The organism is Stenotrophomonas sp. YJH_SMC_20 (assembly GCF_059367845.1).
The window spans coordinates 536,325-562,125 of the sequence record NZ_JCAFRG010000001.1 but is presented as its reverse complement, the minus strand read 5'-3'; the positions used below and the strand labels follow the sequence as shown (position 1 = coordinate 562,125).

General features: G+C 65.4%; 27 protein-coding genes and 6 tRNA genes. 19 read left to right on the top strand and 14 right to left on the bottom strand.

The window, feature by feature from the left end; genetic code table 11:
* Positions 1-10 precede the first annotated feature (10 nt).
* The 10 genes from AC5P6A_RS02680 to AC5P6A_RS02635 all read right to left on the bottom strand — a co-directional run bounded on the left by AC5P6A_RS02680 (position 11) and on the right by AC5P6A_RS02635 (position 6,710).
* The gene (locus AC5P6A_RS02680; protein ID WP_005412418.1) at positions 11-1,477 is read right to left on the bottom strand and encodes a toprim domain-containing protein; all 1,467 of its coding nucleotides are present in this window, start codon (positions 1,475-1,477) and stop codon (positions 11-13) included.
* A gap of 151 nt (positions 1,478-1,628) precedes the next feature.
* Positions 1,629-1,808 (bottom strand): hypothetical protein, encoded by a 180-nt coding sequence (locus AC5P6A_RS02675; protein ID WP_004154591.1) that lies wholly within the window; start codon positions 1,806-1,808, stop codon positions 1,629-1,631.
* Positions 1,805-2,191, bottom strand: a complete 387-nt coding sequence (locus AC5P6A_RS02670; protein WP_004154592.1) for a helix-turn-helix domain-containing protein — start codon at positions 2,189-2,191, stop codon at positions 1,805-1,807. Before AC5P6A_RS02670 ends, AC5P6A_RS02675 begins: the two co-directional genes overlap by 4 nt.
* Before the next feature lie 11 nt (positions 2,192-2,202).
* Positions 2,203-2,565, bottom strand: a complete 363-nt coding sequence (locus tag AC5P6A_RS02665; protein WP_004154593.1) for an N-acetylmuramoyl-L-alanine amidase — start codon at positions 2,563-2,565, stop codon at positions 2,203-2,205.
* On the bottom strand, positions 2,566-3,003 hold the full coding sequence (locus AC5P6A_RS02660; protein WP_495222209.1) for a RusA family crossover junction endodeoxyribonuclease: 438 nt from the start codon (positions 3,001-3,003) through the stop codon (positions 2,566-2,568).
* The gene (locus tag AC5P6A_RS02655; RefSeq protein ID WP_004154595.1) at positions 2,987-3,652 is read right to left on the bottom strand and encodes a hypothetical protein; all 666 of its coding nucleotides are present in this window, start codon (positions 3,650-3,652) and stop codon (positions 2,987-2,989) included. Before AC5P6A_RS02655 ends, AC5P6A_RS02660 begins: the two co-directional genes overlap by 17 nt.
* On the bottom strand, positions 3,652-3,810 hold the full coding sequence (locus AC5P6A_RS02650; RefSeq protein ID WP_154267700.1) for a hypothetical protein: 159 nt from the start codon (positions 3,808-3,810) through the stop codon (positions 3,652-3,654). The genes AC5P6A_RS02655 and AC5P6A_RS02650 overlap by 1 nt, the downstream gene beginning before the upstream one ends.
* Complete coding sequence (locus AC5P6A_RS02645; protein WP_005412421.1) at positions 3,810-4,094, bottom strand: hypothetical protein; 285 nt, start codon at positions 4,092-4,094, stop codon at positions 3,810-3,812. Before AC5P6A_RS02645 ends, AC5P6A_RS02650 begins: the two co-directional genes overlap by 1 nt.
* Positions 4,087-4,230, bottom strand: coding sequence for a hypothetical protein (locus AC5P6A_RS02640; protein WP_005412422.1), 144 nt, complete (start codon positions 4,228-4,230; stop codon positions 4,087-4,089). Before AC5P6A_RS02640 ends, AC5P6A_RS02645 begins: the two co-directional genes overlap by 8 nt.
* Before the next feature lie 44 nt (positions 4,231-4,274).
* Positions 4,275-6,710 (bottom strand): DNA-directed RNA polymerase, encoded by a 2,436-nt coding sequence (locus AC5P6A_RS02635; protein WP_495222208.1) that lies wholly within the window; start codon positions 6,708-6,710, stop codon positions 4,275-4,277.
* A gap of 561 nt (positions 6,711-7,271) precedes the next feature.
* On the opposite strand from AC5P6A_RS02635, the gene tig reads away from it, so the two are divergent.
* The 11 genes from tig to AC5P6A_RS02580 all read left to right on the top strand — a co-directional run bounded on the left by tig (position 7,272) and on the right by AC5P6A_RS02580 (position 16,565).
* Positions 7,272-8,567, top strand: coding sequence for a trigger factor (tig, locus tag AC5P6A_RS02630; RefSeq protein WP_019659529.1), 1,296 nt, complete (start codon positions 7,272-7,274; stop codon positions 8,565-8,567).
* Between the two features lie 74 nt (positions 8,568-8,641).
* Positions 8,642-9,268, top strand: coding sequence for an ATP-dependent Clp endopeptidase proteolytic subunit ClpP (gene clpP / locus AC5P6A_RS02625; protein WP_019659528.1), 627 nt, complete (start codon positions 8,642-8,644; stop codon positions 9,266-9,268).
* Positions 9,269-9,394: 126 nt separating this feature from the next.
* Complete coding sequence (gene clpX / locus AC5P6A_RS02620) at positions 9,395-10,684, top strand: ATP-dependent Clp protease ATP-binding subunit ClpX (RefSeq protein WP_049466059.1); 1,290 nt, start codon at positions 9,395-9,397, stop codon at positions 10,682-10,684.
* A gap of 143 nt (positions 10,685-10,827) precedes the next feature.
* Positions 10,828-13,278 carry an endopeptidase La gene (gene lon / locus AC5P6A_RS02615; protein WP_021202276.1) on the top strand — a complete coding sequence of 817 codons (2,451 nt, stop codon included), beginning with the start codon at positions 10,828-10,830 and terminating at the stop codon, positions 13,276-13,278.
* A gap of 217 nt (positions 13,279-13,495) precedes the next feature.
* Complete coding sequence (locus AC5P6A_RS02610; RefSeq protein ID WP_005408270.1) at positions 13,496-13,768, top strand: HU family DNA-binding protein; 273 nt, start codon at positions 13,496-13,498, stop codon at positions 13,766-13,768.
* Positions 13,769-13,779: 11 nt separating this feature from the next.
* A tRNA-Val gene (locus tag AC5P6A_RS02605) sits at positions 13,780-13,854 on the top strand.
* 25 nt (positions 13,855-13,879) lie between these two features.
* A tRNA-Asp gene (locus tag AC5P6A_RS02600) sits at positions 13,880-13,956 on the top strand.
* An 83-nt stretch (positions 13,957-14,039) separates the two neighbouring features.
* Positions 14,040-14,116, top strand: a tRNA-Asp gene (locus AC5P6A_RS02595).
* Between the two features lie 87 nt (positions 14,117-14,203).
* Positions 14,204-14,280, top strand: a tRNA-Asp gene (locus AC5P6A_RS02590).
* Between the two features lie 105 nt (positions 14,281-14,385).
* A tRNA-Asp gene (locus tag AC5P6A_RS02585) sits at positions 14,386-14,462 on the top strand.
* Positions 14,463-14,609: 147 nt separating this feature from the next.
* Positions 14,610-16,565: a peptidyl-prolyl cis-trans isomerase gene (locus AC5P6A_RS02580; protein ID WP_021204523.1), complete on the top strand. Its 1,956-nt coding sequence runs from the start codon at positions 14,610-14,612 to the stop codon at positions 16,563-16,565.
* 208 nt (positions 16,566-16,773) lie between these two features.
* Here AC5P6A_RS02580 and AC5P6A_RS02575 read toward each other — a convergent pair whose 3' ends face one another.
* Positions 16,774-17,973, bottom strand: coding sequence for a lytic transglycosylase domain-containing protein (locus tag AC5P6A_RS02575; RefSeq protein ID WP_019659524.1), 1,200 nt, complete (start codon positions 17,971-17,973; stop codon positions 16,774-16,776).
* Positions 17,970-18,734, bottom strand: a complete 765-nt coding sequence (gloB, locus tag AC5P6A_RS02570; protein ID WP_021204521.1) for a hydroxyacylglutathione hydrolase — start codon at positions 18,732-18,734, stop codon at positions 17,970-17,972. The genes AC5P6A_RS02575 and gloB overlap by 4 nt, the downstream gene beginning before the upstream one ends.
* Positions 18,735-18,745: 11 nt before the next feature.
* On the opposite strand from gloB, the gene AC5P6A_RS02565 reads away from it, so the two are divergent.
* Genes AC5P6A_RS02565 through dnaQ form a run of 3 tightly spaced genes read left to right on the top strand, consistent with a single transcriptional unit; the run spans position 18,746 to position 20,592 of the window.
* Positions 18,746-19,390, top strand: a complete 645-nt coding sequence (locus tag AC5P6A_RS02565) for a class I SAM-dependent methyltransferase (RefSeq protein WP_019659522.1) — start codon at positions 18,746-18,748, stop codon at positions 19,388-19,390.
* A gap of 13 nt (positions 19,391-19,403) precedes the next feature.
* Positions 19,404-19,856, top strand: coding sequence for a ribonuclease HI (gene rnhA / locus AC5P6A_RS02560; protein WP_019659521.1), 453 nt, complete (start codon positions 19,404-19,406; stop codon positions 19,854-19,856).
* Positions 19,857-19,860: 4 nt separating this feature from the next.
* Positions 19,861-20,592 carry a DNA polymerase III subunit epsilon gene (dnaQ, locus tag AC5P6A_RS02555; RefSeq protein ID WP_019659520.1) on the top strand — a complete coding sequence of 244 codons (732 nt, stop codon included), beginning with the start codon at positions 19,861-19,863 and terminating at the stop codon, positions 20,590-20,592.
* Positions 20,593-20,702: 110 nt separating this feature from the next.
* Here dnaQ and AC5P6A_RS02550 read toward each other — a convergent pair whose 3' ends face one another.
* Complete coding sequence (locus tag AC5P6A_RS02550; protein ID WP_019659519.1) at positions 20,703-21,407, bottom strand: PP2C family protein-serine/threonine phosphatase; 705 nt, start codon at positions 21,405-21,407, stop codon at positions 20,703-20,705.
* 164 nt (positions 21,408-21,571) lie between these two features.
* Here AC5P6A_RS02550 and AC5P6A_RS02545 point away from each other — a divergent pair.
* Together AC5P6A_RS02545 and AC5P6A_RS02540 are read left to right on the top strand one after the other, a co-directional pair.
* A tRNA-Ser gene (locus tag AC5P6A_RS02545) sits at positions 21,572-21,662 on the top strand.
* Between the two features lie 716 nt (positions 21,663-22,378).
* Positions 22,379-22,783, top strand: a complete 405-nt coding sequence (locus AC5P6A_RS02540) for a DUF6165 family protein (RefSeq protein ID WP_019659518.1) — start codon at positions 22,379-22,381, stop codon at positions 22,781-22,783.
* A gap of 18 nt (positions 22,784-22,801) precedes the next feature.
* Here the strand turns inward: AC5P6A_RS02540 and AC5P6A_RS02535 are convergent, their stop codons facing one another.
* Positions 22,802-23,848, bottom strand: coding sequence for a glycosyltransferase family 9 protein (locus AC5P6A_RS02535; RefSeq protein WP_346714633.1), 1,047 nt, complete (start codon positions 23,846-23,848; stop codon positions 22,802-22,804).
* Between the two features lie 20 nt (positions 23,849-23,868).
* On the opposite strand from AC5P6A_RS02535, the gene AC5P6A_RS02530 reads away from it, so the two are divergent.
* Genes AC5P6A_RS02530 through AC5P6A_RS02520 form a run of 3 tightly spaced genes read left to right on the top strand, consistent with a single transcriptional unit; the run spans position 23,869 to position 25,771 of the window.
* On the top strand, positions 23,869-24,618 hold the full coding sequence (locus AC5P6A_RS02530) for a 3-deoxy-D-manno-octulosonic acid kinase (protein WP_021204519.1): 750 nt from the start codon (positions 23,869-23,871) through the stop codon (positions 24,616-24,618).
* Positions 24,618-25,385 carry an MBL fold metallo-hydrolase gene (locus AC5P6A_RS02525; RefSeq protein WP_111097839.1) on the top strand — a complete coding sequence of 256 codons (768 nt, stop codon included), beginning with the start codon at positions 24,618-24,620 and terminating at the stop codon, positions 25,383-25,385. Before AC5P6A_RS02530 ends, AC5P6A_RS02525 begins: the two co-directional genes overlap by 1 nt.
* Positions 25,382-25,771: a nuclear transport factor 2 family protein gene (locus tag AC5P6A_RS02520; protein ID WP_049405685.1), complete on the top strand. Its 390-nt coding sequence runs from the start codon at positions 25,382-25,384 to the stop codon at positions 25,769-25,771. Before AC5P6A_RS02525 ends, AC5P6A_RS02520 begins: the two co-directional genes overlap by 4 nt.
* Positions 25,772-25,801: the final 30 nt, after the last annotated feature.

Genomic DNA, 25,801 nt, shown 5'->3' with positions numbered 1-25,801 from the left:
CGAGCGGCCGTCAGTAGTCGGAGGTGGATACATCGGATGACTCGTCGGCGAAGTCGCCGTATTCGCCCGGAGCATCTGCATTGAGCAGACGGCCGGATGCGTGGTCGTAGCTGTAGTAGAGAACCTGGCCGTTCGACTGGCCGGTGAAGCGATCCTTGAGGACGCGGAAGGTCGTGCAGTTGCGCTCGGCCTCGTTCTCGGCCTGCGTGTTGCGCTCCAGGCCGAACGCGAAGTGAGTCCAGAAGCCAATCGCGCGGCTGCCCTTGAAGTGACGGAGCATCACGCGTCCGCCTTCCTCGTGGGGCTTGCCTTCCGGCGTGGCGAGGTGCGAGACCAGGTAGATGCAGATGAGGTGGCGCTGCGCGAACTGCGCGATCTTCGCCATCGTGTCCTCCAGCATCTTCCGCTCGTCCTCGGCACCGGCCGCGAACGACGTGAGGTTGTCGAGGACGATGTGCTTGACGCCCTCGGCGACGACCATGTGGGCCATCTTGGCTTCGATCACGTCCCACTCGGACGAGCCGAAGTGGTCGTAGATGAACACCTGGCCCTTGTCGAGAATCTCGAACGCGGCTTCCAGTTCCTCCTGCGTCCAGCTCCCATCGGGAACGTGGAAGCGGCGGCCTGCAACCTTGCCCGCCATGCGCTTCGCCGTCTCGACCGGCTGCTGCTCCAAGAAGAACAGGCCAACACGGTCGCCGGTTTCCTGCGCGATGAAGGCTGCTTCCTCCATCAGCCAGTCGGTCTTGCCGATGCCGGTGCCTGCGCCGAAGGTGTAGACCTCGCCGTACCGCTTGCCATAGGTCAGCGCGGTGAGGCGCGGGTCGTGCCAGGGCATGCCCATCGAGACCGGCTTGAGTGCCTTCTCCTTGAGGGAGCCGAACGTCACCACGCCATCGGGGCGCTTGGTCTGCGCTTCGTAGATGGCGCGAGTGATCGCCTCGGCGTCGCCACGCTGGAGCAGCTCGTTCGGGTCTTTCGCTGGGAGCTGTGCGATCTTGGCCTTACCGGGAGTCAGCAGCAGCGCCACTTCCTGCGCGGCGGCCTGGCCCGGTTCGTCCATATCGAACATGAGCACAACCTCGTCGAAGCCGTTGACCCACTCCAGCTCGCGCTTGATGGACTTGGCTGCGCCTTGCGCGCCGTTCGGGACGGACACCACCGGCCAGCGGAGGCCGAGTGCCTGCGCCACGGAGAGCGCGTCGATCTCGCCTTCGGTGATGACGAGGCGTCGCCCCGGTTCGTAGAGGTGCTGGCCGAACAGCCCGCACGCCTTAGAGTCGCCGATGAACGAGAACTTCTTGTCGGGGTAGCGGAGCTTCTGCGCGACGATGCCGCCATCGCGCTTGTAGTTGGCGATCTGCACGGTCTTGCCGTGCTTGTCCTTGCCAATCCAGTAGCCGTACTTACGGCATGCTTCCTCAGTGATACCGCGCTTCGCCAGGGCTTGCGGTTCACCCTTCGCAAAGTCGCTCATGGTTTTCCTGCTGGTGGGTTGAGAGACCTCCTCGCCTTCGGCTGGCTCGTAGTGACCGCAGCCGAAGCAGTAGCCGTGCCCGTCGCTGTAGCGCGCAAGGTTGTCCTTGCTGCCGCAGTTCGGGCACGGCTCTTTGTGGAGGTATTCGGAGTCAGCGCTTTGCACGCTCCACGGACCACATGCGCTTGCGGTAGGAAATGCCGAGGCGACGATTCAGCGCACCCTTGACGGTGCGGCCCAGGCCGCGGAACGGCTTGTCGGCGCGCGCCCATGCGCGCTCGAAAGCCAGGCGCATCGCGGACGGAATGACGGTAGTGGCGGTGTTGGTCATGCGTTCTTCTCCAGCAGGAACTTGGTGAATGCGGCGACTTCTTCGGTCGCATCGTTGGCGTCGAGGCCCAGCTCGTCGGTGCAGTAGTTGCGATACAGCTGGAGCAGCGCATCGACGCGGTACTGCTTCGGAGCGCGGCGCGCTTCCAGGAGCGGAGCCTTGCTGCGGCGCTGACGGCGCGACAGGCGATAGCGCGTGTACCGCTGCCCCGAGGCGTCCTCGCAGGTCTGCGTTTCGATCTCGAAGCCAGCAGCGCGCAGCTCATCGACGCGCGAGGCGAGGCGGCGGATGCGGTAGACGCCTTCGGCCTGCCACGAGGTCAGGTGCGAGTGGCGACGCAGGTGATCCAGGACGACCTGGGTTTGCGGGGGCAGCGGTTTCACGTTGGGTTCTCCTATCGAGGGAAGTCAGGTGCCCACACGACGGGCTTGCCGTAGGCGGCGAGCAGGCGTCGCAGCGCGGCGTGTTGGGCTTCGGTGAAGTTGTCCTCGGGCTGCATGGCGTCGTTGACGCCGCCCAGGAGGCAGACTTGGTATGCGGATTGGTTGTGCTTACCGGCGAGAGCGCCGGGCTGATTCAGCGGGCGACCGTCGTAGATCGAGCCGTCACGTTCGATGACGAAGTGGACGGCGATCTTCGAGTAGCCCTGCGAGCGGTGCAGGCGTGCGAGTTCTTCGCCGGTCGTGACCTGCTCGGGGCGGGTCATGCTGGCGAGGACGAACAGCGCCTCTACCGATTCCAGAGGTTTGAGGCGCACTTAGAGTTTGTAGAGGTGGACTTCGGTGCGTGGTTCTTCGTCCGGCTGCGCCCAGCGCTTACCGGAGAGCAGCCACATGACTTGCTTGTCGTCGGCCCAATAGCCGGTGGCTTTGGTCACAACGTCCATCGGCCCCTTGGCGAGGTTGTCCACGTCGCCCTTGGGAAACGCGGCCTTCGAGGTCTTGGCGCGTTTGCATACCGCGATGATGACCACTAAAACCGGAGCGGTCGGCGACAGGTCCAGGTCACCGGCTGGCAGATGCTTCTCTGCGGCTTCCTTCCAGGTCTTGTAGGTCTTGCCGTAGTAGACGCCCCAGCGCGAAACCTTCGGGCGCGAGGCGGGCACCGGGTCAAACGGGAACGTGAGGGAGGCCAAATGCTTGGCCCCCCTCGCGGTGTCCACGATGACCGACAGCGGATCAGTAGTCGCCGTCATCGCCCTCGTCGTCGGAGTCGCTGTCGTCGTCCGAGTCGTCATCGCTGTCGCTGAACGGCGCGCTGTCGGCGGCCTCGTAGCCGTCCTCCTCGCCGAAGCCGTAGTCCTTGGCGTTGCGCTGGCCGAACTCGACCAGCTCGATCACCTGGACGGCGACCATGTAGCAGGTCAGGTAGAACTTCTTGGCCGATTCGACGAACGAGCCGCCGATCTCGTAGGAGACCTTGAGTTCGCTGCCGCCGCCGATCTGCGGCGGGTTGTCGATCTTCTTGCCGCGGGCGTCGAAGATGTCCGGGCGCATGGTGAACTTCTTGCCGGTGCGCTTGCTGACGCCGCTGGCCTTCATCTTGAACTTCACCAGCACGCGGCCGGTGTCATCGCCGTTCTCGTCGGTTTCTTCGGTGAACACCGGGGCCACTTCGGCACCCTTCTTCTTCTTCGGGTTCTCGCTCAGGAACTCCTGGAACAGTTCGTCGCGCCGGGTTTCCAGCTTCTTCGCCAGCGCCTTGAAGTCCTTGTCGTTCGGGTCGAACGCCAGGCTCACGGTGTATTCGCCTTCCGGCTTGAACTTGGTGTCCGGTTCGTTCAGGCGCGGCCACACGGCGGTGCCCTTGGGGGAGACGAATCGTTCGCGCTTCTTGGTTGCCATCAGTTGTCGGTCTCGTAGTTGGTCGGGAGATAGATGCCCGCACGCCACAGGTCAGCGGCGGCGGTCAGTGGGGTGTCGGCGGAAATGCCGAAGGCTTCGTCGATGTCGAAGCCGATGAGCGCCTCGTCGATGAAGGCGTCGGTGATCGGGTCACGCATCACGGGTAGTGCGGTTTCAGCTCGCGCTCCGCGTAGCGGCGCACGGCGTTGAGGGTGTTGACCTGCCGGTAGCGACAGTCCTGCTCCATGCGCGAGACGACCCGCAGCACTTCCATCGGATCGAGGCCGAGCACTTCGCAGAAGTTCTTGAAGGCGCACGCCAAACCGATCACCTGATCGGCCGGGTGGCCGAGGGACTGCACGCTGTCGATCACGACGAAAGCGCCGCGTGCGGCGCTCTCGGCGGAACGTGAGTGCAGTCCGTCGATGACGCGATCACGCACCTGCGTGCAGCTCCGTCATGCGGTGCTTGAACTCCTCGACCGTGCCGTGTTCGGCCGGGTTGTAGATGCCGAGGACCACACCGAAGTGGTCCTGGGCAACGTAGGTGTTCAGTGCGTGCTGGTAGTTGATGCTCATGTTGATGTTCTCGCTTGGGGTATCAATTGCCAAAGGGGGATGGACTAGGCAAAGAAATAGCGCGACTCCAGCACCAGGCTGAGGTCCAGGTCGCCATGCGGCGGGAGGGGTGGGAGTTTCTCTGCCGCTTCTGGCGGGAGCTGCTCGACGAGTTGCTGTCGGAAGTCGGCCAGTACGTTGCCGCTGTATTGATCGACGAACGCCTGCCGGAGTGCGGCGGCGAGGATTGCTGCCTGGCCCGCGTGCGTACCGTAGGAGTCGTGGATCATGGCGAACGACTCGATGCCGTTCTCTGCCGCGAGGCAGGTGGTCAGCATCATGTGGCTGGCGTCGCAGGAGTGGACGAAGTTCGGGCTGATCCCGAGGGTCTGCCTGCGACGGTCGAGCTTAGTACCGCCGATGTTGACCACTAAATTCACCTCGCGGCCTCCGACGTGCGGCCGGATGCGGACGCCTTCCTCCTCGCGGTACTCCTGGAGGACCGGGAAGCCAGCAGGGGTCGTCCAGCTCACCGGCAGGTCTGCCGACGAGGCGACCTTGGAGGCGTCACGCAGCCAGTCCATGGCCGCGCGGGCTGCGATCACCACCTCGCCAATGCACTCCCATAGCAGGGTCGCCAGGTACTCGGCGGTCTCCCAATCGTCCTCCATGCCCAGCTTCTTGAACTTGGAGAGCACCTGGGCGCGCATGCCCGACTTCGTGACGCCGTAGGGCAGCGTCATCACCGGCTGCTTCACGATGTCGCGGGTGAGCTGGCCGTCCAGCTTGATCGCCAGCGGGTCGCCGCTTTCGGCACGGGCGCGCAGCTTCTCCTGGGCCACGTCCTTCACGCGCGAATAGATGTCGGCGGGCTTCGGCTGCGGGATCAGGTTGGTGGCTGCGCCGCCCACGGAGTCGCGGAGCATGGCCGAGAAGTTCTGGAGGCCGTTGCAGGAGCCGTCGAGCGCGATGGGCAGATGGGAGACGTGATCGCGGCCGTTGAGGCTGTAGCCAAGCCACTCGAAGCACGCGGCCAGCGCGCAGAACGGGCTGTCGGCGTCCATCCAGAAGCGTTGGCCGTCCAGCGGATCGAGAGCGCTGTCGAGAATCTGCTCCTCGTGCTCGCGCACCCAGGCCACGCGCTCCTCGAACGACACCTTGTCCACGCCGAAGCAGTTGGCGACGTGGATGGCGAGCCAGTAGGCACCGTCCTCGCCGAGCGGCACGCCTTGGGCGAACGTCAGCAGGCCCTTGGCCGCATCATCACCCTGCGGGGTCAGCGTCGGGGGCAGGGGGTAGCACCGGCCGCGGAAGTCGAGGTTGTGCGGGAAGTAGATCGCGGGGTACTCGGCGAACTTCTCCGCCAGGGCGATCTTCTGCGCGGCGGCGAGGCGGGTGGACACGCTGCGTGCGTTGGCCTCGTAGACCTTGGCGCGGTCGCGCTTCCATTCCTTGAACTCGTCGGCGTGGTGCTCCTTGAAGTAGTCCGGGTCGGTCTCCAGCAGGGCAGGGCGGCTCGGCAGGTCCATCAGCTCGCGCTCCGGCAGCCCGGCGACACCGCCGCCTGCGTTCCACAGCTCGCGCATGACCTCCAGGACGGGCACGTTCACCTTCCAGGCGGTTGCCTGGATGGCGTTGAGGGCCTGGTAGACGTTGGGCATATCGACCAGCGCCAGCTCGCGCTTGTAGGCGCGGTTGCGGGTACGCACGAGGTCAGCCCGGCCGCCGATGTCGGTCAGGTAGCCGCCGTCGCGGGGCGTGGTCCACGGACGGGGCGGGACGACCATCGGCATCAGCACCGGCTGGTACAGGGCGGCGCTGTCGTGGGCCTTGGTCAGCCAGTCGAGCACCTTCTGATTCCCGGCGATGATCAGGTGGCGCTTGCCTCGCTCGGCCACGGTGACCAGCTCGACCAGCCCGGTCGCCTCGACGAACAGCTCGATGAGCTTCATGCCCACCAGCAGCGCGTCCTTGTCGGACAGGTAGAGGCGATTGTCGTCCTCGGGGGCGAACTCGGCGTCGGCGATGACGTGCCGCATGACGGAGGTGGAGTGCCGGGCCGAGGTGGACTTTTTGAGCTGCTCCTGGACCACCCGGTACAGGCCGGGGTGCTTCTCGCGGAGCAGGGAGAAGTTGATCTCGTTGGCGACCTCGTGGCCCAGGGTGATCGCCACGGACACCGCCTTGCGGTGATCGGCGACCAGCGCGTTGACGCAGGTGAAGCTGGTCAGATAGGCGAGGGCGTGGGGGTTCAGGTGGCGGATGAATTTGAGGGCGGCGTGGCGCTTGCCTGGCTTGCCGGTGTCGGCTTCGGCCACGAACGCCATGATCGCGGCGGCGGTGGCGTCGATGCTCTCCATGACCAGCTTGCGGCCGGGGCCGGTCTCGGCCTCCTGGCGCTGCCCCCTGATCTTCTCGTAGCGGGCAATGCCCAGGCTGGTGCTTTCCTTCTCCAGTTCGAGCTGGGCGGCGTGCAGGTCGTTCTCTTGCCAAGTCGTCATCGTTTGCCCTCGGGGGATGCAAAAGTCAAAACGGGAGGACCGCACCGGGGGCTGCCCGGTACGGTCCTGAGTGGTTCGGTTGTTGGTCCTGGGTGGACCTATGTGGAACTGTAGTAGTCCTCGGTGGTGAACAGCAATGAGTAGTTCTGAATGGTTGTCCTAGGAGGAGGTCCGCCGAAGATGACCACTTTATTCGGCGTCACCTGGTGTCACCTGTCGTGGCACCCGGCGTCACCTATATGTCACCCGAAGCGTCACCTGATAGACTGGAAAGCTGTAAGTAGTTGAGTGGTAAGGACTAATCGGCAGGGGCTTCGGGATTTAGGTTCCAGTGCCGCAAGGCGTGGGGGTTCGAGTCCCCCCTTTCGCACCAGTGCCGGCCTGTCCCCGCCCTGATCGGGCCATCTGCGCCCCTTGACCGGCACGCGCTGGCAGTGCAGGCCGAATTGGGCGAAACTAAAGGGCTGCGGCAAGCAGGCGCGTCCCAGACGTCGCGTCCTTACAACCGTTTCATCCCAATCATCGAGCCGGGGGCGTGGGCCACCGGTGGCAGGAGTCAACATGCAAGCTTCGATCGAATCCACCGGCAACCTGGAACGCCGCCTGAGCTTCTCGCTGCCGGAAGAGCGTCTGCAGAGCCACATCGCCGGCCGCTTGGGCGAAATCGCCCGTACCACCCGCATCAAGGGGTTCCGTCCGGGCAAGGTGCCGGCCAAGGTGATCGAGCAGCGCTTCGGCGCGCAGGTCCGTGGCGAGGCGCTGGACGGCCTGCTGCGCGAAACCTTCGACGCGGCCGTGCGCGAGCACGACCTGCGCGTCGTCGGCAGCCCGCGCATCGACAAGGGCGACGAGGGTGAATTCTCCTTCGTGGCCACCGTGGAAGTGGTGCCGGACTTCGGCGACATCGACGTCAGCAAGCTGACCGTCGTGCGTCACACCGCCGAGATCACCGAAGCCGACATCGACCAGATGATCGAGAACCTGCAGAACCAGCGTCGTACCTGGGCCCCGGTCAGCCGTGGTGCACAGGAAGGCGACCTGGTCGCGGTGGAAACCTGGTCGCAGGCCGGCGAAGAGCGCCTGCCGGCCGAGGGCACCGAGAAGGGCTCGATCGTTCTCGGCCAGGGCATGATGTTCGACACCATCGAAAAGGGCCTGGTCGGCCTGGCCAAGGGCGAAGAGAAGACCCTGGACGTCGAGTTCCCGGCTGATTGGCGCGTGCCGGTGCTGGCCGGCAAGACCGTGCAGGTCACCGTCAAGGTTGCCGAAGTGTCCGAGCCGGTCGTGCCGGCGGTCGACGAAGCCTTCATCAAGAGCTTCGGCGTGAAGGGTGGCGACGTCGCGCAGTTCCGCAGCGACATCCGCGCCAACCTGGAGCGTGAGCTGAAGGGCGCGCTGATGAACCGCCTGCGCCGTGAAGTCGGCGAGCAGCTGATCGCGGCCTACTCGTCGGTCGAAATGCCGCCGCGCCTGGTCGAGAACGAAGCCCGCGCCATGCTGGCCCAGCAGGTCGAGCAGCTGCGCCGCAACGGCCAGAACGTCGGCGAGATCCCGGCCGATGCCCACGAAGGCTTCAAGGACGCTGCCGCCAAGCGCGTGCTGGTCGGCCTGCTGGTCGGTGAAGTGGCCCGCATCAACGACCTGCGCCTGGAAGCCAAGCGCCTGAACGAAACGATGCGTCTGATCGCTTCGACCTACGAAGAGCCGGAGCAGGTCATTGAGATGTACCGCAACGACCCCCAGCTGATGTCTGGCCTGCAGAACCGTGTGATGGAAGAGCAGGTGATCGACTGGATCGCCGAGCGTGCCCAGCACACCGAAGAGAAGCTCTCGTTCCAGGACGCGATCCGCCAGTAAGCCGGCGGATCACCGGATGCCCCGCGCCTTTGCCGGCGCGGGGTTGTTGCCCCCCAAGATAGGTACCTCACGTAATGGACAACCGAACCAAAGCCCTGAACCTGGTTCCGATGGTGGTCGAGCAGACCAGCCGCGGCGAGCGTGCCTACGACATCTATTCGCGCCTGTTGAAGGAGCGTCTGATCTTCCTCGTGGGCCCGATCGACGATCACATGGCCAACGTGGTGGTGGCGCAGTTGCTGTTCCTGGAATCGGAAAACCCGGAAAAGGACATCAACATCTACATCAACTCGCCGGGTGGCGTGGTCACCGCCGGCATGGCGATCTACGACACCATGCAGTACATCAAGCCGAATGTGAGCACCACCTGCATCGGCCAGGCCGCCTCCATGGGCGCCCTGCTGCTGGCCGCGGGCGAAGCCGGCAAGCGCTACGCGCTGCCGAACTCGCGCGTGATGATCCACCAGCCGCTGGGTGGCTACCAGGGGCAGGCCACCGACATCGACATCCATGCGCGAGAGATCCTGACTCTGCGTTCGCGCCTGAACGAGATCCTGGCCAAGCACACCGGCCAGTCGCTGGAGACGATCGCCCGCGACACCGAGCGCGACAACTTCAAGAGCGCCTTCGAGGCGCAGGCCTACGGTCTGGTCGACCAGGTCCTGGAGCGTCGTCCGGATGAGTCGATCCAGGCCGGTTGACCGGCCTTCACGGGGCCATGGAGGCCCCGTTCCTGCAGGGTCGGGCGGGACTGGTGTCCCCTCGGCCCTGTGCTATTCTCGAATCGAACCCCCGTTCAGCGGGTGGGGTAACTGGGTAAGCGAAGCATGAGCGAAGACCGCCAAGGTCGTTCCACGGACACCGGCAAGATCCTCTACTGCTCTTTCTGCGGCAAGAGCCAGCATGAAGTGCGCAAGCTGATTGCGGGTCCGAGCGTATTCATCTGCGATGAGTGCGTGGAGCTGTGCAACGACATCATCCGTGAGGAGCTTGAGGAGAAGGCGCAGTCGGCACGCAGTTCGCTGCCCAAGCCGCGCGAGATCCTCGAGGTCCTCGACCAGTACGTGATCGGCCAGAACCGCGCCAAGCGCACCCTGGCCGTGGCCGTCTACAACCACTACAAGCGCATCGAGAGCCGGCAGAAGAACGACGACGTCGAACTGGCGAAGTCGAACATCCTGCTGGTCGGCCCGACCGGTTCGGGCAAGACGCTGCTGGCCGAAACCCTGGCCCGCCTGCTCAACGTGCCGTTCACCATGGCCGACGCCACCACGCTGACCGAAGCCGGTTACGTGGGCGAGGATGTGGAGAACATCATCCAGAAGCTGCTGCAGAAGTGCGACTACGATGTCGAGAAGGCGCAGCAGGGCATCGTCTACATCGATGAAATCGACAAGATCTCGCGCAAGAGCGAGAACCCGTCGATCACCCGCGATGTATCCGGCGAAGGCGTGCAGCAGGCCCTGCTGAAGCTGATCGAAGGCACCGTGGCCAGCGTCCCGCCGCAGGGCGGCCGCAAGCATCCGCAGCAGGAATTCCTGCAGGTGGACACCAAGAACATCCTGTTCATCTGCGGCGGCGCGTTCGCCGGGCTGGACAAGGTCATCCAGGCCCGTTCCACCGACATCGGCAGCATCGGCTTCGGTGCCAAGGTGAAGAGCAGCGAGCGCAAGCAGGAAGTGGGCAAGGTGCTGGCTGAGGTCGAGCCGGAAGACCTGATCAAGTTCGGCCTGATTCCCGAGTTCGTCGGCCGCCTGCCGGTGGTCGCGACCCTGGAGGAGCTGGACGAGCCGGCCCTGATCAAGATCCTGACCGAGCCGAAGAACGCCATCACCAAGCAGTTCAAGAAGCTGTTCGAGATGGAGAATGTCGAGCTGGAGTTCCGTCCGGACGCGTTGTCGGCCATCGCCAGGAAGGCGCTCAAGCGCAAGACCGGCGCCCGTGGCCTGCGCACCATCGTCGAATCGGTCCTGCTGGACACCATGTATGACCTGCCGTCGCAGGAGAACGTCAGCAAGGTGGTGGTGGACGAATCGGTGATCGAGCACAAGTCCGAGCCGTACCTGATCTACCAGACCCCGGCGGCCCCTGAACAGAAGGCCGCAGGCGCCGAGTGATCCTTCCAGGTTGTTGATTGGAAAGGATTTTAAAGGAATGCCTTGCATCTGAAAGCCGATGGCCCCATAACGGGGCCATCGGCTTTTTTTGTCTCCGGAAGATGCCCTCCCGGAGGCGGTTTTCCCCCTTCCCTGGAGCCCCCATGGCCCGTTCCCCAAGTGAAACCCTCGACCTGCCGGTCCTGCCGCTGCGCGACGTAGTGGTGTTCCCGCACATGGTCATCCCGCTGTTCGTCGGCCGTGACAAGTCCATGCACGCGCTCGAACAGGCAATGGAGGCGGACAAGCGCATCCTGCTGCTGGCGCAGAAGTCGGCCGAAACCGACGACCCGCATGCGGCCGACCTCTACCAGGTCGGCACGCTGGCGCAGGTGCTGCAACTGCTGAAGCTGCCCGACGGCACCATCAAGGTGCTGGTCGAAGGCCTGTCGCGCGTGCAGGTCACCCACGTCGACGAGCGCAACGGTTCGCTGCACGGCCAGGCGGTGGAGATCGAGGCCACCGACGAGCGCGAAGCGCGCGAGGTCGAGGCGATCGCCCGCTCGCTGATGTCGCTGTTCGAGCAGTACGTGAAGACCAACCGCAAGCTGCCGCCGGAGCTGCTGCAGACGCTGTCGGGCATCGATGAGCCGGCGCGCCTGGCCGACACCATCGCTGCGCACATCAGCGTGCGCCTGGCCGACAAGCAGCGCCTGCTGGAAACGCTGGCCGTCGGTGACCGCCTGGAGATGCTGGTCGGCCTGGTCGACGGCGAGATCGACGTGCAGCAGATGGAGAAGCGCATCCGCGGCCGCGTGAAGTCGCAGATGGAGAAGAGCCAGCGCGAGTACTACCTCAACGAACAGATGAAGGCCATCCAGAAGGAACTGGGTGACCTGGACGACGCGCCGGGCGAGCTGGAAGAACTGGCCCGCAAGATTGCCGAGGCCGGCATGCCGAAGGCGGTTGAAGCCAAGGCGCGCAATGAACTGAACAAGCTCAAGCAGATGTCGCCGATGTCGGCTGAAGCCGCCGTCGTGCGCAACTACCTGGAGTGGCTGCTGGGCGTGCCGTGGAAGAAGCGCAGCAAGGTGCGCAAGGACCTGAAGGTGGCGCAGGACACCCTCGATGCCGATCACTACGGCCTGGAGAAGGTCAAGGAGCGCATCCTTGAATACCTGGCGGTGCAGTCGCGCGTGAAGCAGATGAAGGGCCCCATCCTGTGCCTGGTCGGGCCGCCGGGCGTGGGCAAGACCTCGCTGGGCCAGTCCATCGCCAAGGCCACCAACCGCAAGTTCGTGCGCATGTCGCTGGGCGGCGTGCGTGACGAGGCCGAGATCCGTGGCCACCGCCGTACCTACGTCGGTTCGATGCCGGGCCGCATCGTGCAGAACCTCAACAAGGTTGGCAGCAAGAACCCGCTGTTCGTGCTGGACGAGATCGACAAGATGTCGATGGACTTCCGTGGCGATCCGTCGTCGGCGCTGCTGGAGGTGCTCGACCCGGAGCAGAACAACGCGTTCAACGACCACTACCTGGAAGTGGACCTGGACCTGTCCGAAGTGATGTTCGTGGCCACCTCGAACTCGCTCAACATTCCCGGCCCGCTGCTGGACCGCATGGAAGTGATCCGCATCCCCGGCTACACCGAGGACGAGAAGCTCAACATCGCCACCCGTTACCTGGTGCCCAAGCAGGTCAAGGCCAACGGCCTGCAGCCGGAAGAACTGGAGATCGGCAGTGACGCCATCCAAGACATCGTGCGCTACTACACGCGCGAATCGGGCGTGCGCAACCTGGAACGCGAGATCGCCAAGATCTGCCGCAAGGTGGTGAAGGAGATCGCGCTGGCCGGCCCGCAGCCGGTGAAGGCGAAGAAGGGCGCGAAGAAGCCCAAGGCGCTGGTCAACGTGTCCAGCAAGAACCTGGACAAGTACCTGGGCGTGCGTCGCTTCGACTTCGGCCGTGCCGAGGAAGAGAACGAGATCGGCCTGGTCACCGGCCTGGCCTGGACCGAGGTCGGTGGCGATCTGCTGCAGATCGAATCGACACTGGTGCCGGGCAAGGGCCAGCTGATCCTGACCGGCCAGCTCGGCAACGTGATGAAGGAATCGGCTTCAGCGGCGCTGTCGGTGGTGCGTTCGCGCGCCGTCGGCTTCGGCATCGACAGCGACTTCCTGCAGAAGCACGACGTGCACCTGCATGTGCCCGATGGCGCTACGCCGAAGGACGGCCCGAGTGCCGGCGCGGCGATGGTCACCTCGCTGGTATCGATGCTGACCAAGGTGCCGGTGCGTGCCGACGTGGCGATGACCGGTGAGATCACCCTGCGTGGCCGTGTCACCGCCATCGGCGGCTTGAAGGAAAAGCTGCTGGCCGCATTGCGGGGCGGCATCCGCACGGTCATCATTCCGGAAGAGAACCGCAAGGACCTTGCAGACATTCCGGCAAACGTTACCCGCGATCTGCAGATCGTGCCGGTGAAGTACATCGAGGAAGTGCTGGACCTGGCGTTGGAGCGCCCGTTGGCACCGAAGAAGGCACGCAAGAGTGCGCAGCGTGTCACGGTGCGCAGCAAGGCCAAACCGAGTGGAAGTGCGCGCGTCAAGCATTGACGCGCACCGTCCAATGGCCCGAAACCCGCGTCGTTGCTGGCTTTCCAGCTTGCGTGGGGGTAGGGCCACTGGTATAAAAGCAGCACTCGCGAATGAGTGATCGCTGTCAGCGATGACTGAATCGGCGAACCGTTTCCACATGGCGGCCGCATGCAGAAGGCGTGCGGTTGCTTCCCTGTCGAATAAGCGGAACCCACCGCCAAAGGAGTTGTAGAGAATGAACAAGACCGAATTGATCGATGCCGTTGCTGAAGCTGCGGACCTGACCAAGGCCGAGTCCAGCCGCGCTGTCGATGCCGTCGTTGCTGCCATCACCAAGGCGCTGAAGGACGGCGATGCGGTCACCCTGGTTGGCTTCGGTACCTTCCAGGTCCGCGACCGTGCTGCCCGCACCGGCCGCAACCCGAAGACCGGCGACACCATCAAGATCGCTGCTTCGAAGAATCCGTCGTTCAAGGCTGGCAAGGCTCTGAAGGATGCTGTAAACTAAGCGGCTCGCTGGGGTGCTTAGCTCAGCGGTAGAGCGTCTCCTTTACACGGAGAGGGTCGGGGGTTCGAAACCCTCAGCACCCACCACAGCACCGCGGTAACGTTTGAGTGTGGAGCGGTAGTTCAGCTGGTTAGAATGCTGGCCTGTCACGCCGGAGGTCGCGGGTTCGAGTCCCGTCCGCTCCGCCATTCAACGAGGCCTCCGGCCAAAAGCTGGAGGCTTTGTTTTCTCCCAGGTCCAGGCCGATGGGAAAACAAAAAAGCAACAATGCGGAGCGGTAGTTCAGCTGGTTAGAATGCTGGCCTGTCACGCCGGAGGTCGCGGGTTCGAGTCCCGTCCGCTCCGCCACTACATCAAGGCCCCCGGCCTAAAGCTGGGGGCCTTGTCTTCTCCCCGGAAGGTTCGGGGAGAAGGCGAATAGGTTCTTGCAAGAACGGAGCGGTAGTTCAGCTGGTTAGAATGCTGGCCTGTCACGCCGGAGGTCGCGGGTTCGAGTCCCGTCCGCTCCGCCATTGCAGAGTCTTAAATCCCTGTGAAAAAACTTTGAAAAAAGTGTTCATCGGGCTGGGTTTCCAGGGAGTCTTCGGATATACTGGGCGCCTGCAAAGTTTCAGCGCGGAGCGGTAGTTCAGCTGGTTAGAATGCTGGCCTGTCACGCCGGAGGTCGCGGGTTCGAGTCCCGTCCGCTCCGCCAACTCTAAAAGCCCTCGGCGCAAGCCGGGGGTTTTTTCTTTAGCCCGTCGCAAAGTGATGCGCAGGCCGCGCCGCCGCTGCTTTTGGTCCCTGCGGCGAAGCGGGTTACACTGCCGGGCTCGCCAATCAGGCCTTGTGATTCCTCACCATGCTGCAGAAACTCCGCGACAAGACCTCAGGCTGGATCGTCACCGTGATCCTGGGGCTGCTGATGATTCCGTTCCTGTTCGTGATCGACAACAGTTACCTCGGTGGCGTTGGCGCTCAGAACGTGGCCAAGGTTTCCGCCCCGCCGACCTGGTGGCGTTCGGCACCGTCGTGGTGGCCGGTGCGCATGCTGTGGCAGCACCATGAGATCAGCGCGCAGGATTTCCGCACCCGTTTCGAGCAGGAGCGCATGCGTGAGCGCCAGCAGCAGGGCGAGAACTTCGACCCGCGCGCTTTCGAAAGCACCGAAAACAAGCTGGCCGTGCTCGACCAGCTGATCGATGAGCAGGTCGTGCGCCTGGTCGGTGAACAAGCCGGCGTTGTCATTGGCGATGGTGCGGTGCGCGAGTACATCGCCACCATCCCGGCCTTCCTCGATTCGAACGGCAAGTTCAACGAAAACAACTATCGCCTGGCCCTGGCCGGTGGCAATCCGCCGCGTACCCCGACCCAGTTCCAGGAACTGGTGCGCGAGAGCCTGCAGCAGTCGGTGATCCCGTCGGGCCTGCAGAATTCGGGCTTTGTCACCCAGGCCGAAACCGAGCGCCTGCTGAAGCTGCTGGGTGAAACCCGCGACGTCGAACTGGCCGCGTTGCCGGAAGTACCGGCTGACACCGCGCCGGTGACTGACGCGCAGATCAAGCAGTGGTACGACAGCCATGGCAAGGATTTCCGCCAGGCCGAGAGCGTCTCGCTGGAATACGTCGAGATCAACGGTGCGAACCTGCCGGCACCGACTCCGGCCGATGAAGCGACCCTGCGCAAGCGCTATGAAGAAGAAAAGGCGAAGTTCACCTCGCCGGAGCAGCGCCAGGCCTCGCACATCCTGATCACCGGTGACGGCGCCGAAGCCAAGGCGAACAAGATCGCTGCCGAAGCCAAGGCGGCCGGTGCCGACTTCGCTGCGCTGGCCAAGGCCAATTCGGAAGATCCGGGCTCCAAGGACCAGGGCGGTGACCTGGGCTGGGTCGAGCGCGGTGCGATGGTCAAGCCGTTCGAAGACGCACTGTTCGCTGCCAAGGCCGGTGACGTGATCGGCCCGGTCAAGACCGACTTCGGCTACCACATCATCAAGGTCGCCGCGGTGCGTGGCGGCGAAGGCAAGTCGTTCGAGGAAGTACGTGACACGCTGGCCGCCGAGCAGCTGAAGGCCGACGGCGAACGCGGCTTCAACGAGCTGGCCGGTCGTCTGGTGGATGCCATCAACAAGAGCCCGAGCGATCTGGCCGCTGCGGCCAAGGAAGTCAACCTGCCGCTGCAGACCCTGGGGCCGATCACCCGCGCAACCGCCAGTGGCATCGCCGCTGACCCGGCCGTGCTGCGTGCCGCCTTCTCTGAAGTGCTGGTGCAGGACGGCACTGCCAGCGACCCGATTGCGCTGGGCGGCGCGACCAACCACAGTGTGGTCATCCGTGTGGCCGCCCATACCCCGGAACAGGCCCTGCCGCTGGACAAGGCCCGCGAGCAGGTGATCGCCGCGATCCGCGCTGACCGCCAGCGCCAGGCCAGCGACAAGGCCGCCGACGCCGTGCTGGCCAAGCTGAAGGCGGGCGCCACCCTGCAGTCGCTGGCCGCAAGCGAGAAGCTGCAGCTGAGCCCGATGCCGGGCCTGCCGCGCAGCCAGCCGGTGCCGACCCCGGAAATCAACCGCGCCATCTTCAGCGCGCCTGTGCCGGCCGAAGGCAAGCCGAGCTACGGCAAGGTCGACGTCAACGGTCACGCGCTGCTGTTTGCAGTGAACAAGGTCAACCCGGGCGACATCAAGGAAGTGACCGCCGAGCAGCAGAAGCAGCTCAAGGAGCAGCTGAGCCAGATCGATGGCATGGCCGCAGCCAAGGCCTACGTGGATGCGATGCGCAAGAAGTTCATGATCCAGACCACCGAAGCGAACCTGTAAGCCTCGCGGCGAGCAGATCGAAGAAGGCCCGGCATCGCCGGGCCTTTTTTTGTCTTCGCGTCGTTTGTGTCGCGCTTGCGCTTTGGCAGTGGTCGAGCTTGCTCGACCACCTTTTGTAGAGTCGAGCCGTGCTCGACTGCATCTGCTGCGCGCAGGCATGAAAAAGCCGAGCATGGGCTCGGCTCTACAGGAGGGCCTGGCTGGCGCGTCAGTCCTCGACGCGCAGCACCGCGCCCGGCTTCAGCACGCTGCTGCCACTCAGGCCGTTCAGTGACAGCAGCGCCTTCACCGGCATGCCATAGCGACGGGCGATGGTCCATGCCGACTCGCCATCGCGCACGGTGTGGCGGCGGCTGCGCGGGCGATCGGCAATCGCGGCGACGGTCTTGGCCGCCTGCGGCGTCGGTGTGGTCGTGGCAGCCGGTGCGGTGCTGGCCACCAGCGTGGTCGCGGTTTCCGTCACCGTCGCATTGGCGGCCGAGACCGGGGCCAGCACCCGGGTGGTTCCCGAGGCACGGTTGCCGGCGGCCAGGGCCGGGTTGAGGCGGGCGATCCTGGCAGGGTCCAGGGCGCGTTGTGCGGCCCACTGCTGGATGCTGGTGCCGGCCGGCAGGGTGTGGTCCTTCAGCACCGGCACGGTGCGGTCCAGCGAGGCCATCACGCCGGGCTGGTCTTCCACGTCCTCCAGCACGCAGGCCAGGGCATGCAGCTTCTCGACATAGGCATGAGTGACCGGTGACAGGCCGGGCAGCGCCGATGGCTTGGCGTTCTGCGCGTTCATGCCGGCCTTGCGCATGGACTGCAGGACCCGGTACTCGCCGGCGTTGTAGGCCATGGTGGCCAGGCGCCAGTCGCCGCCGAACATGCCGTGCAGGGTCTTCAGGTAACGTACCGCGGCCTGGGTGGAATCGACCGCCGACAGGCGGCCGTCGTAGCCGTTGGACATGGGCACCCGATGGTTGCGCGCGGTGGTGGCGATGAACTGCCACAGGCCCGTCGGACCGCTGCCATTGCGTGCATTGGGCCGATAGCCACTTTCCACGAACGGAATCAGTGCGAATTCGGTGGGCAGGTTGGCCTTGCGCAGCTCTTCGACCACGTAGCCGAACAGCACCAGCGCATCGTCATCCTGGTTGGCCAGGCGTGAGGGAGCATGGGCGAACTGCTTCTGCCAGCGCGGGCTGGTGGCCTCGGCATCGCAGCTGGGCTCGGCCAGGCCGTCGCGGAAGCTTGTGAAGATCTCCTGGCCGTTGCGTACCGAAGCGGCCGGCAGCGCCGATGGATCCAGCGGCAGCGCAGCGGCAGCGGTCAGGTTCTGGCTGATGCCTGCGCCCAGCGACTGTGCGCCCGCGGTTCCTGCCAGCCCCAGCGCAAGGCCCAGGGCCAGCGGCAGACTTCGGCGCATCATGCGCGGAAGCCGTCTTTCCAGTGCCGGAGACCGGCCATCACGTCGACGTCGTCCACGACGTCACGGCCCAGGTGCGCCGCCACCGACGCACGGATCGGCGCCGCGTGCACACGCAGGAAGGGATTGCAGTCGAATTCGCTGGCCAGGGTTACCGGCAGGGTGGAACGGTCATCGCGGCGCATGGCCAAAGCCTCCTCTTGGCGCTGCCACAAGGCAGCGTTGGCGGGGTCGACATGCCGCGCGAAGACGGCATTTGACACGGTGTACTCATGAGCGCAACAAAGCAGCAGTTGCGCGGGCAGGGCACCCAGCTTGCGCATCGATGCCAGCAGCTGGGACGGCGTACCTTCGAACAGGCGTCCACAGCCCAGGCTGAACAACGAATCTCCGCTGAAAAGATGTTCAGCAGTGTGAAACGCGATGTGGCTGCGGGTATGTCCGGGCACGGATAGTACGTGGAACGTCCGGCCCAGTGCCTGAACGCGTTCACCTTCACCGACGCGGTGGGTCGCAGTGGGAATGCGCTCCTCGACCGGCGCGATCACCCGGACGCCGGGAAAACGCGCCTGCAGCGCGGGCACGCCACCGATGTGGTCATCGTGATGATGGGTGAGCAGGATCGTGTCCACGCGCAGGCCCTGATCGGCCACCGCAAGCACCGGCGCGGCATCGCCGGGATCGATGACCACGGCGGCGCCATCGTCGTCGATCAACGTCCAGATGTAGTTGTCCGCAAATGCGGGCAGGGCAGTCAGTCGCATAGAATTGGACCATGCCCGCGCTGCAGAGCACCCGTCAAGCGAGCCAGACCCCGTGGTTCGACAGTGAACCGGCGGAATCCCTGCGCGTGCTGGAGCGGCAATTACTGCTGCCGCAGCTGTCAGTGCTGCCGGCACAACCCTGGTTGTGGATCGCGCCAAGCGCGTGCTGGCTTGATGATGCGCAGCTCGGCGGGCGTGGCCTGCGCCTGTTCCGGCAGGGGCAGGGCTATGCCGGTGATACCCGCTGCGCACTGCCGCTGCCGCTGGCCAACGAGAGTGTCAACGCGATCGTGCTGCAGCATGTGACCACCGGCGATGCCGACCAGCTGCTGGATGAGTGCGAGCGCGTGCTGATGCCGGGCGGCCACCTGTGGCTGAGCAGCCTCAACCCGTTCAGCCCCTACCGTACACATTGGCGCCAGCACGGACTGGTGGTGCGCACGCCGCAGCGGATTCGCCTGCTGCTCGGCCGCCACGGGCTGGAGTGCGACGATATGCGTTACATCGGCCCCCTCTGGCGCGGTGCCGGCAGCCGTCGCCCGGGCGGGTGGGCGCCACTGCGCGCGGCCTGCCTGTTCCATGCTGAAAAGCGCACGCTGGCCCTGCCCGGGCCGACACCGCTGCCGGTGCGCTGGCACGGCACCGTAGCCACCTGATTCTGGAGTTGTATTGAAAACCATCGAAATCCACACCGACGGTTCCTGCCTTGGCAATCCCGGCCCCGGCGGCTGGGCTGCACTGCTGCGCTACAAGGGCCATGAGCGTGAACTGAGCGGCGGCGAAGCGCACACCACCAACAACCGGATGGAGCTGATGGCCGCCATTTCCGGGTTGGAGACGCTGACCGAGCCGTGCAACATCGTGCTCTACACCGATTCGCAGTACGTGCGGCAGGGGCTGACCCAGTGGATGCCGGGCTGGATCCGCAAGAACTGGAAGACCGCCGGCGGTGAGCCGGTGAAGAACCGCGAGCTGTGGGAGCGCCTGCATGCGGCCACGCTGCGGCACCAGATCGACTGGCGCTGGGTGAAGGGCCACTCCGGCGATCCGGACAATGAGCGGGTGGATACCCTGGCCCGCAACGCGGCCATCCAGATCCGCGACGCCAGCCCGGTAAACTGAGCCCATGCGTCAGATCATCCTCGATACCGAAACCACCGGCCTGGAGTGGAAGAAGGGCAACCGCATCGTCGAAATCGGCTGCGTGGAGCTGTTCAAGCGCCGCCCGACCGGCAACAACTACCACCAGTACATCAAGCCGGACTGCGAGTTCGAACAGGGCGCGCAGGAAGTCACCGGCCTGACCCTGGAGTTTCTGGCTGACAAGCCGGACTTCGCGCAGATCGCCGATGAATTCCTTGCCTTCATCGATGGCGCCGAGCTGATCATCCACAACGCGGCGTTCGACCTGGGCTTCCTCGACAACGAACTGTCGTTGCTGGGCCCGCAGTACGGGAAGATCACCGATCGCTGCACGGTGATCGATACCCTGGTGATGGCGCGCGAGCGCTTCCCGGGCCAGCGCAATTCGCTGGATGCGCTGTGCAAGCGGCTGGGCGTGGACAATTCGCACCGTGCGCTGCATGGCGGCCTGCTCGATGCGCAGATCCTGGGTGACGTCTACATCGCGCTGACCTCGGGGCAGGAAGAGATCGGATTCGGCCTGGGGGATGACGATGGCGGTGGCGCCGGTGCGGCGCTGCAGGCCTTCGATACCAGCAAGCTGCTGCCGCGCCCGCGCGTAGTGGCCACGCCGTCGGAGCTGGAAGCGCATGCCGCGCGGCTGGAGCGGTTGCGCAAGAAGGCCGGCCACGCGCTGTGGGATGGCCCGAAGGTGGAAGAACCCGTCAGCGCGTAATACATCGAGGTAGTGCCGGCCGCTGGCCGGCATCTACGTGATACGGGGTTTCCCGGTGAGCCGGCCAGCGGCCGGCATTACCGCATCCACGCGTGGCGTGGATCTACCGGTCAATGGCAGCGCACCAGGATCACGCTGATGTTGTCGCGGCCACCGCCGTCGAGTGCGGCTGCGACCAGCGTGTCCACGCATTCCTGCGCGCTGGCATCTTCGTAGGCGAGGGTGCGGGCGATACTGCGGTCGTCCACCTCCTCGGTCAGGCCGTCACTGCACAGCAGCAGCTGCATTCCCGGGCGCAGTTCACCGCTGGTGGTGGCCACGTTCAGGTGTGCCGGATCGGTCACGCCCAGCGCCTGGGTAACCACGTTGCGATGCGGATGCGCACGCGCCTGTTCGGCGGTCAGGTTTCCCTGCGCGACCAGTTCCTGCACCACGCTGTGGTCCTGGCTGAGCTGTGCCAGCTGTCCATCGCGCCACAGGTAGGCGCGGCTGTCGCCGACCCAGGCCACTTCATAGCGGTTGCCCTGCACGCGCGCGGCGACCACGGTGGTGCCCATCGGCAGGCTGTCATTGCGACGGCGTGAGGTGCGGATGATCTCTTCGTCGGCGGTGCGGATGGCCTGGGCCAATGGCGCGCCACGGCGTATCTCGCGCACGATGGTTTCGCGTGCCAGCGCGCTGGCCACTTCACCGCAGGCGTGCCCGCCCATGCCATCGGCCACCAGCCACAGGGCCAGCTCGCTGTCACCGTAGTAGGTGTCCTCGTTGAGCTCGCGGCGCATGCCGGGGTGGGTGAGGTGTCCGAATTCGATCATGGGGGCTGGGGCAGGGTGTTGCTGGGGAGACAGGCATCATCGGGTGGCCGCACGCATCCGGCAAGGCATGCGCCCAGGAAATTTCCACTTCATGGGCCGGAATGACTTGTCGTCGGCCTCACTTCCTCGTATGATGCGCGTCCCCGGTCCGCCGGGGACCACCCGGAGAGGTGGCAGAGTGGTTGAATGTACCTGACTCGAAATCAGGCAGGCGTTTATAGCGCCTCGGGGGTTCGAATCCCCCCCTCTCCGCCAGATAAAGAAAAAGGGCTGCCTTTCGGCAGCCCTTTTTCTTTATCTGGCGCGGGACGCGACGCGCTCTGCGCGTCGCCCCAAACGTTGCTGCGCAACGGTATGGGCCCCTCCCTTTGCCGGCCTCTCCCCGCCCCTGTCGGGGCAGCCCCTCAACAGAGGGGCTTGGTCCTCCAGATGGATCACGGGAGATCCGCGCGGTGCGTGGATGCGCGGCGGGCATCCCGCCGTAGTGACCCTGTACTGATCTGGCGCGGGACGCGACGCGCTCTGCGCGTCGCCCCACACGTTGCTGCGCAACGCGTGGGCCCCTCCCTTTGCCGGCCTCTCCCCGCCCCTGTCGGGGCAGCCCCTCAACAGAGGGGCTTGGTCCTCCAGATGCATCACGGGAGATCCGCGCGGTGCGTGGATGCGCGGCGGGCATCCCGCCGTAGTGACCCTGTACTGATCTGGCGCGGGACGCCACGCGCTCTGCGCGTCGCCCCACACGTTGCTGCGCAACGCGTGGGCCCCTCCCTTTGCCGGCCTCTCCCCGCCCCTGTCGGGGCAGCCCCTCAACAGAGGGGCTTGTTCCTCCAGATGGATCACGGGAGATCCGCGCGGTGCGTGGATGCTGTTCCTGCTGGCAGGCTCATCCACGCATGGCGTGGATCTACCCGGGATATCCGTGCGGACGCTGCGGGTTAACATGTACGCATCACCTGCTGGAGCTTTTCCCGATGACCGCTGAAATCCTCGTCCCCGTTTCCTTCGGCGAGCTGCTGGACAAGATCTCGATCCTGCAGATCAAGTCCGAGCGCATCAGCGACGAGGGCAAGCTGGCCAATGTGCGCAAGGAGCTGTCGGCGCTGGAGCAGACCTGGATGGCACACCCGGCCGCGGTGAAGGACATCGCCAAGCTGCGTGCCGAGCTGAAGGCGGTCAACGAGCAGCTGTGGGACATCGAGGACGACATCCGCCTGAAGGAGAAGGTGCAGGCGTTCGACCAGGGCTTCATCGACCTGGCGCGCAGTGTCTACCTGCGCAACGACGAGCGCGCGCGCATCAAGAAGGCGATCAACCTGGCGCTGGGCTCGGCGTACGTGGAAGAGAAGTCCTACCAGGATTACGCGCAGCGCACGTAAACCCGGGCAGGCTGCCGATCACCCCAGGTGGTCGGCGACGTAGCGTTCGAACGCAGCGATACCGTCTTCCACGGTGATCAGTTCCATCACATCGTCGAATTCGATCTTGGTGCCCCACTTCAGGTCCGTCGCCTGCTTGGCCAGGTACTTGCGCGCGGCATCATCGTAGCGGTCCACGCAGTAGCGGCGGTCCGAGTACGGGCCACTGCGGTCCGGATTGCTGGCTGCATGCAGGCCCAGCACTTTGGCGCCCATCGCGTTGGCGATGTGCATCGGGCCCGAGTCCGGGGTCATCACCAGATTGGCGCGGGCCAGCAGGGCAGGCAGCTGCTTCAACGTGTCCTTGCCGACCAGGTCCAGTGCCGGCGTCTGCAGCTGCGCCTGGATCGCATCGGCCATGTGGCGCTCCAGTTCGCTGCGGCCACCGCACAGCACCACCCGCCAACCGCGCTGTGCGGCGTGGTTGGCCACCACTGCATAGCGGTCCGCATACCAGTTGCGCCGCACGTGGCTGGAGCAGGGCGAGATCATCAGCACCGGGCGGCCATCGTCCTGCCACTGCGCGGCGGCCCACTCGAAGGCGGAGGGCGGCACGGCCAGATCCCAGCTGACTTCGGTCTGGCGCAGGCCCAGCGGTTCGCAGAAGCTGCCGATGGCATCCAGTACATGGATGCCGGGGCGGTCAGGAATGCGCTCGTTGATGAAGAGCCCGTGCAGGTCCTTGGAGCGGCTGCGGTCGTAGCCGATGCGGCGTTCGGCCGGAATGAAGGCTGACAGCAGGTTGGCGCGGAATGCGACCTGCATCTGCAGAAGCGCCTCGAAGCGCCCCGGTGGCAGTTGCCTGCGCAGTTCCTTGACCCCAGCCATGCCGCTCTTCTTGTCGTAGGCATGGAAGGTGACACCGGGCAGGCCGTCAAGCAGCTTGTGGCCAACCTTGTCGATGATCCAGTGGATCGGCGTGTCCGGGCGCGCAGCCTGCAGGGTGCGCACCAGGGGCACCACGTGGGTGACGTCGCCGAGTGCGGACAGGCGCAGGAGGCACAAGGAGGAGGACGCTGATGCCATGTGTTGTTAGACTCAATGAAATGGTCGCATTCGACGCCAATGAAGCGCTGACGCCATGCCGCGAGGGTCGCGGCATCGGGGCCATTCTGTTCGACCGCGAGCGGCTGCGGCAAGCCGACATCGGCCTGTTCTCGCCCCAGCACTGGGGCAGCAGGGCCCGGCCGGTGGGCGAGGGCGGCCGCGGCAGCGCCTGGTTCGTCGATGCGCCGTTCGGGGCCAGCGTGCTGCGGCACTACCTGCGGGGCGGCCTGGCCGCGAAGCTCAGCCACGACCAGTACCTGTGGCGCGGTTCGGACCGGACCCGCAGCTTCGCCGAATTCCGGCTGATGCGCGCGCTGCGCGAGAAGAAGCTGCCGGTGCCACGGCCGATCGCCGCGTTCTACATGCGCGAGGGCCTGCGCTACCGGGCCGCGATCCTGATGGAGCGGATCGAGGGCGTGCGCTCGCTGGCCGACCGCGCCCTGGTCGCCGGCCGGGGCGCGCCCTGGGAGGAGACGGGGCGGCTGATCGCCCGCTTCCATCGTGCCGGCCTGGACCATGCCGACCTCAACGCGCACAACATCCTGTTCGATGGCAACGGCCATGGCTGGCTGATCGACTTCGACCGTGGGGTGATCCGCATTCCGGCCACCGCCTGGCGCGAACGCAACCTCAAGCGCCTGCTGCGCTCGCTGATCAAGTTGCGCGGCGAGCGCAGCGTGGAAGATGTGCAGAAGGACTACGCGCGGCTGCGCCGTGCCTATGACATGGCCTGGAACCGGGGCACCTGATGGATTGGTCGTTGCGTTTCCTCGGCGTCGGCAATGCGTCGGCGGTCGAGCTGGGGTCGCCGATGTCGGTGATCGAGCGGGATGGGCGTCCGTGGCTGACCATTGATTGTGGTGGTGAAGGGCTGACTGCGTTCAAGGCGCACTACGGCCACATGCCGCAGGCGTTGTTCGTGACCCATGTGCACCTTGACCACGTGGCAGGCTTCGAACGGCTGTTCGTGGACACCTTCTTCAATGCGCAGCGGCGCGGCAAGGTGCGCCTGTATGTGCCGGCCACGGTGGTGCCGCTGCTGCACCAGCGCATCGGTGACTATCCGAACGTGCTGGCCGAGGGCGGTGCGAACTTCTGGGATGCCTTCCAACTGGTCGTGGTGGGCGATGCGTTCTGGCACGAGGGAGTGCGCCTGGAGGTGTTCCCAGTGCGCCACCACTGGCCGGAGACGGCCTATGGCCTGCGCCTGCAGGGCGCGCTGACCTGGAGCGGCGATACCCGGCCGATTCCGGAGATGCTGGCCCGCTTCGCCAATGACAACGAGCTGATCGCCCACGACTGCGGCCTGCACGGCAATCCGTCGCACACCGGCGTGGACGATCTGGAGCGTGAGTACAGCGCCGAGCTGCGGGCGCGGATGATGCTTTACCACTATGCCAGCGTGGCCGATGGCCAGGCGCTGGCGGCGCGGGGGCACCGTGTTGCGCAGCCGGGGCAGTGCGTGCCCCTGGCCAGCCCGACCGCGCCGCACGTACTGGCGCAGGATCCGGCGTGAGCGGTACCGGCCAGCCCGCAGGTGCGGCGTTGGCTGCCGGGCTGGAGGCGCTGGAGCGTGCACTGCATGCGCCGCAGGTGCGTGCCGACCGCGAGCAACTGGCCGCATTGCTGGATGAGGATTTCAGCGAGATCGGCAGCTCCGGCCAGTGCTACGACCGTGCGGCCGCGCTGGTGGAGATTCCGCTGGAGCGTGCCCAGGTGCAGATCGAATCGGAGCAGTACGCCGTCTGGCTGCTGTCGCAGGACCTGGCCCAGGTGCGCTACCGCAGCCGCCATCACCTTGATGGGCAGCTGCAGCACTGGGTGCTGCGCAGTTCGCTGTGGCGCCGGCACGGGGACAGATGGCGCATGGTGTTCCACCAGGGCACGCCCGAGGCAGGGTAGCGCGGCGCCATGCCGGGCCAAGAATGCGAA

What these genes read in the sequence shown, in the direction of transcription:
- AC5P6A_RS02535 (WP_346714633.1), bottom strand. Translation starts at nt 23,848, where the DNA reads ATGGCATCAGCGTCCTCCTCCTTGTGCCTCCTGCGCCTGTCCGCACTC.
- AC5P6A_RS02550 (WP_019659519.1), bottom strand. Translation starts at nt 21,407, where the DNA reads ATGATCGAATTCGGACACCTCACCCACCCCGGCATGCGCCGCGAGCTC.
- tig (WP_019659529.1), top strand. Translation starts at nt 7,272, where the DNA reads ATGCAAGCTTCGATCGAATCCACCGGCAACCTGGAACGCCGCCTGAGC.
- AC5P6A_RS02655 (WP_004154595.1), bottom strand. Translation starts at nt 3,652, where the DNA reads ATGGCAACCAAGAAGCGCGAACGATTCGTCTCCCCCAAGGGCACCGCC.
- AC5P6A_RS02610 (WP_005408270.1), top strand. Translation starts at nt 13,496, where the DNA reads ATGAACAAGACCGAATTGATCGATGCCGTTGCTGAAGCTGCGGACCTG.
- AC5P6A_RS02565 (WP_019659522.1), top strand. Translation starts at nt 18,746, where the DNA reads ATGCCCGCGCTGCAGAGCACCCGTCAAGCGAGCCAGACCCCGTGGTTC.
- AC5P6A_RS02580 (WP_021204523.1), top strand. Translation starts at nt 14,610, where the DNA reads ATGCTGCAGAAACTCCGCGACAAGACCTCAGGCTGGATCGTCACCGTG.
- AC5P6A_RS02540 (WP_019659518.1), top strand. Translation starts at nt 22,379, where the DNA reads ATGACCGCTGAAATCCTCGTCCCCGTTTCCTTCGGCGAGCTGCTGGAC.
- AC5P6A_RS02675 (WP_004154591.1), bottom strand. Translation starts at nt 1,808, where the DNA reads ATGACCAACACCGCCACTACCGTCATTCCGTCCGCGATGCGCCTGGCT.
- lon (WP_021202276.1), top strand. Translation starts at nt 10,828, where the DNA reads ATGGCCCGTTCCCCAAGTGAAACCCTCGACCTGCCGGTCCTGCCGCTG.
- AC5P6A_RS02635 (WP_495222208.1), bottom strand. Translation starts at nt 6,710, where the DNA reads ATGACGACTTGGCAAGAGAACGACCTGCACGCCGCCCAGCTCGAACTG.
- AC5P6A_RS02525 (WP_111097839.1), top strand. Translation starts at nt 24,618, where the DNA reads ATGGATTGGTCGTTGCGTTTCCTCGGCGTCGGCAATGCGTCGGCGGTC.
- AC5P6A_RS02680 (WP_005412418.1), bottom strand. Translation starts at nt 1,477, where the DNA reads ATGAGCGACTTTGCGAAGGGTGAACCGCAAGCCCTGGCGAAGCGCGGT.
- AC5P6A_RS02530 (WP_021204519.1), top strand. Translation starts at nt 23,869, where the DNA reads ATGGTCGCATTCGACGCCAATGAAGCGCTGACGCCATGCCGCGAGGGT.
- dnaQ (WP_019659520.1), top strand. Translation starts at nt 19,861, where the DNA reads ATGCGTCAGATCATCCTCGATACCGAAACCACCGGCCTGGAGTGGAAG.
- gloB (WP_021204521.1), bottom strand. Translation starts at nt 18,734, where the DNA reads ATGCGACTGACTGCCCTGCCCGCATTTGCGGACAACTACATCTGGACG.
- AC5P6A_RS02575 (WP_019659524.1), bottom strand. Translation starts at nt 17,973, where the DNA reads ATGATGCGCCGAAGTCTGCCGCTGGCCCTGGGCCTTGCGCTGGGGCTG.
- clpX (WP_049466059.1), top strand. Translation starts at nt 9,395, where the DNA reads ATGAGCGAAGACCGCCAAGGTCGTTCCACGGACACCGGCAAGATCCTC.
- AC5P6A_RS02660 (WP_495222209.1), bottom strand. Translation starts at nt 3,003, where the DNA reads ATGACGGCGACTACTGATCCGCTGTCGGTCATCGTGGACACCGCGAGG.
- AC5P6A_RS02650 (WP_154267700.1), bottom strand. Translation starts at nt 3,810, where the DNA reads ATGCGTGACCCGATCACCGACGCCTTCATCGACGAGGCGCTCATCGGC.
- clpP (WP_019659528.1), top strand. Translation starts at nt 8,642, where the DNA reads ATGGACAACCGAACCAAAGCCCTGAACCTGGTTCCGATGGTGGTCGAG.
- AC5P6A_RS02640 (WP_005412422.1), bottom strand. Translation starts at nt 4,230, where the DNA reads ATGAGCATCAACTACCAGCACGCACTGAACACCTACGTTGCCCAGGAC.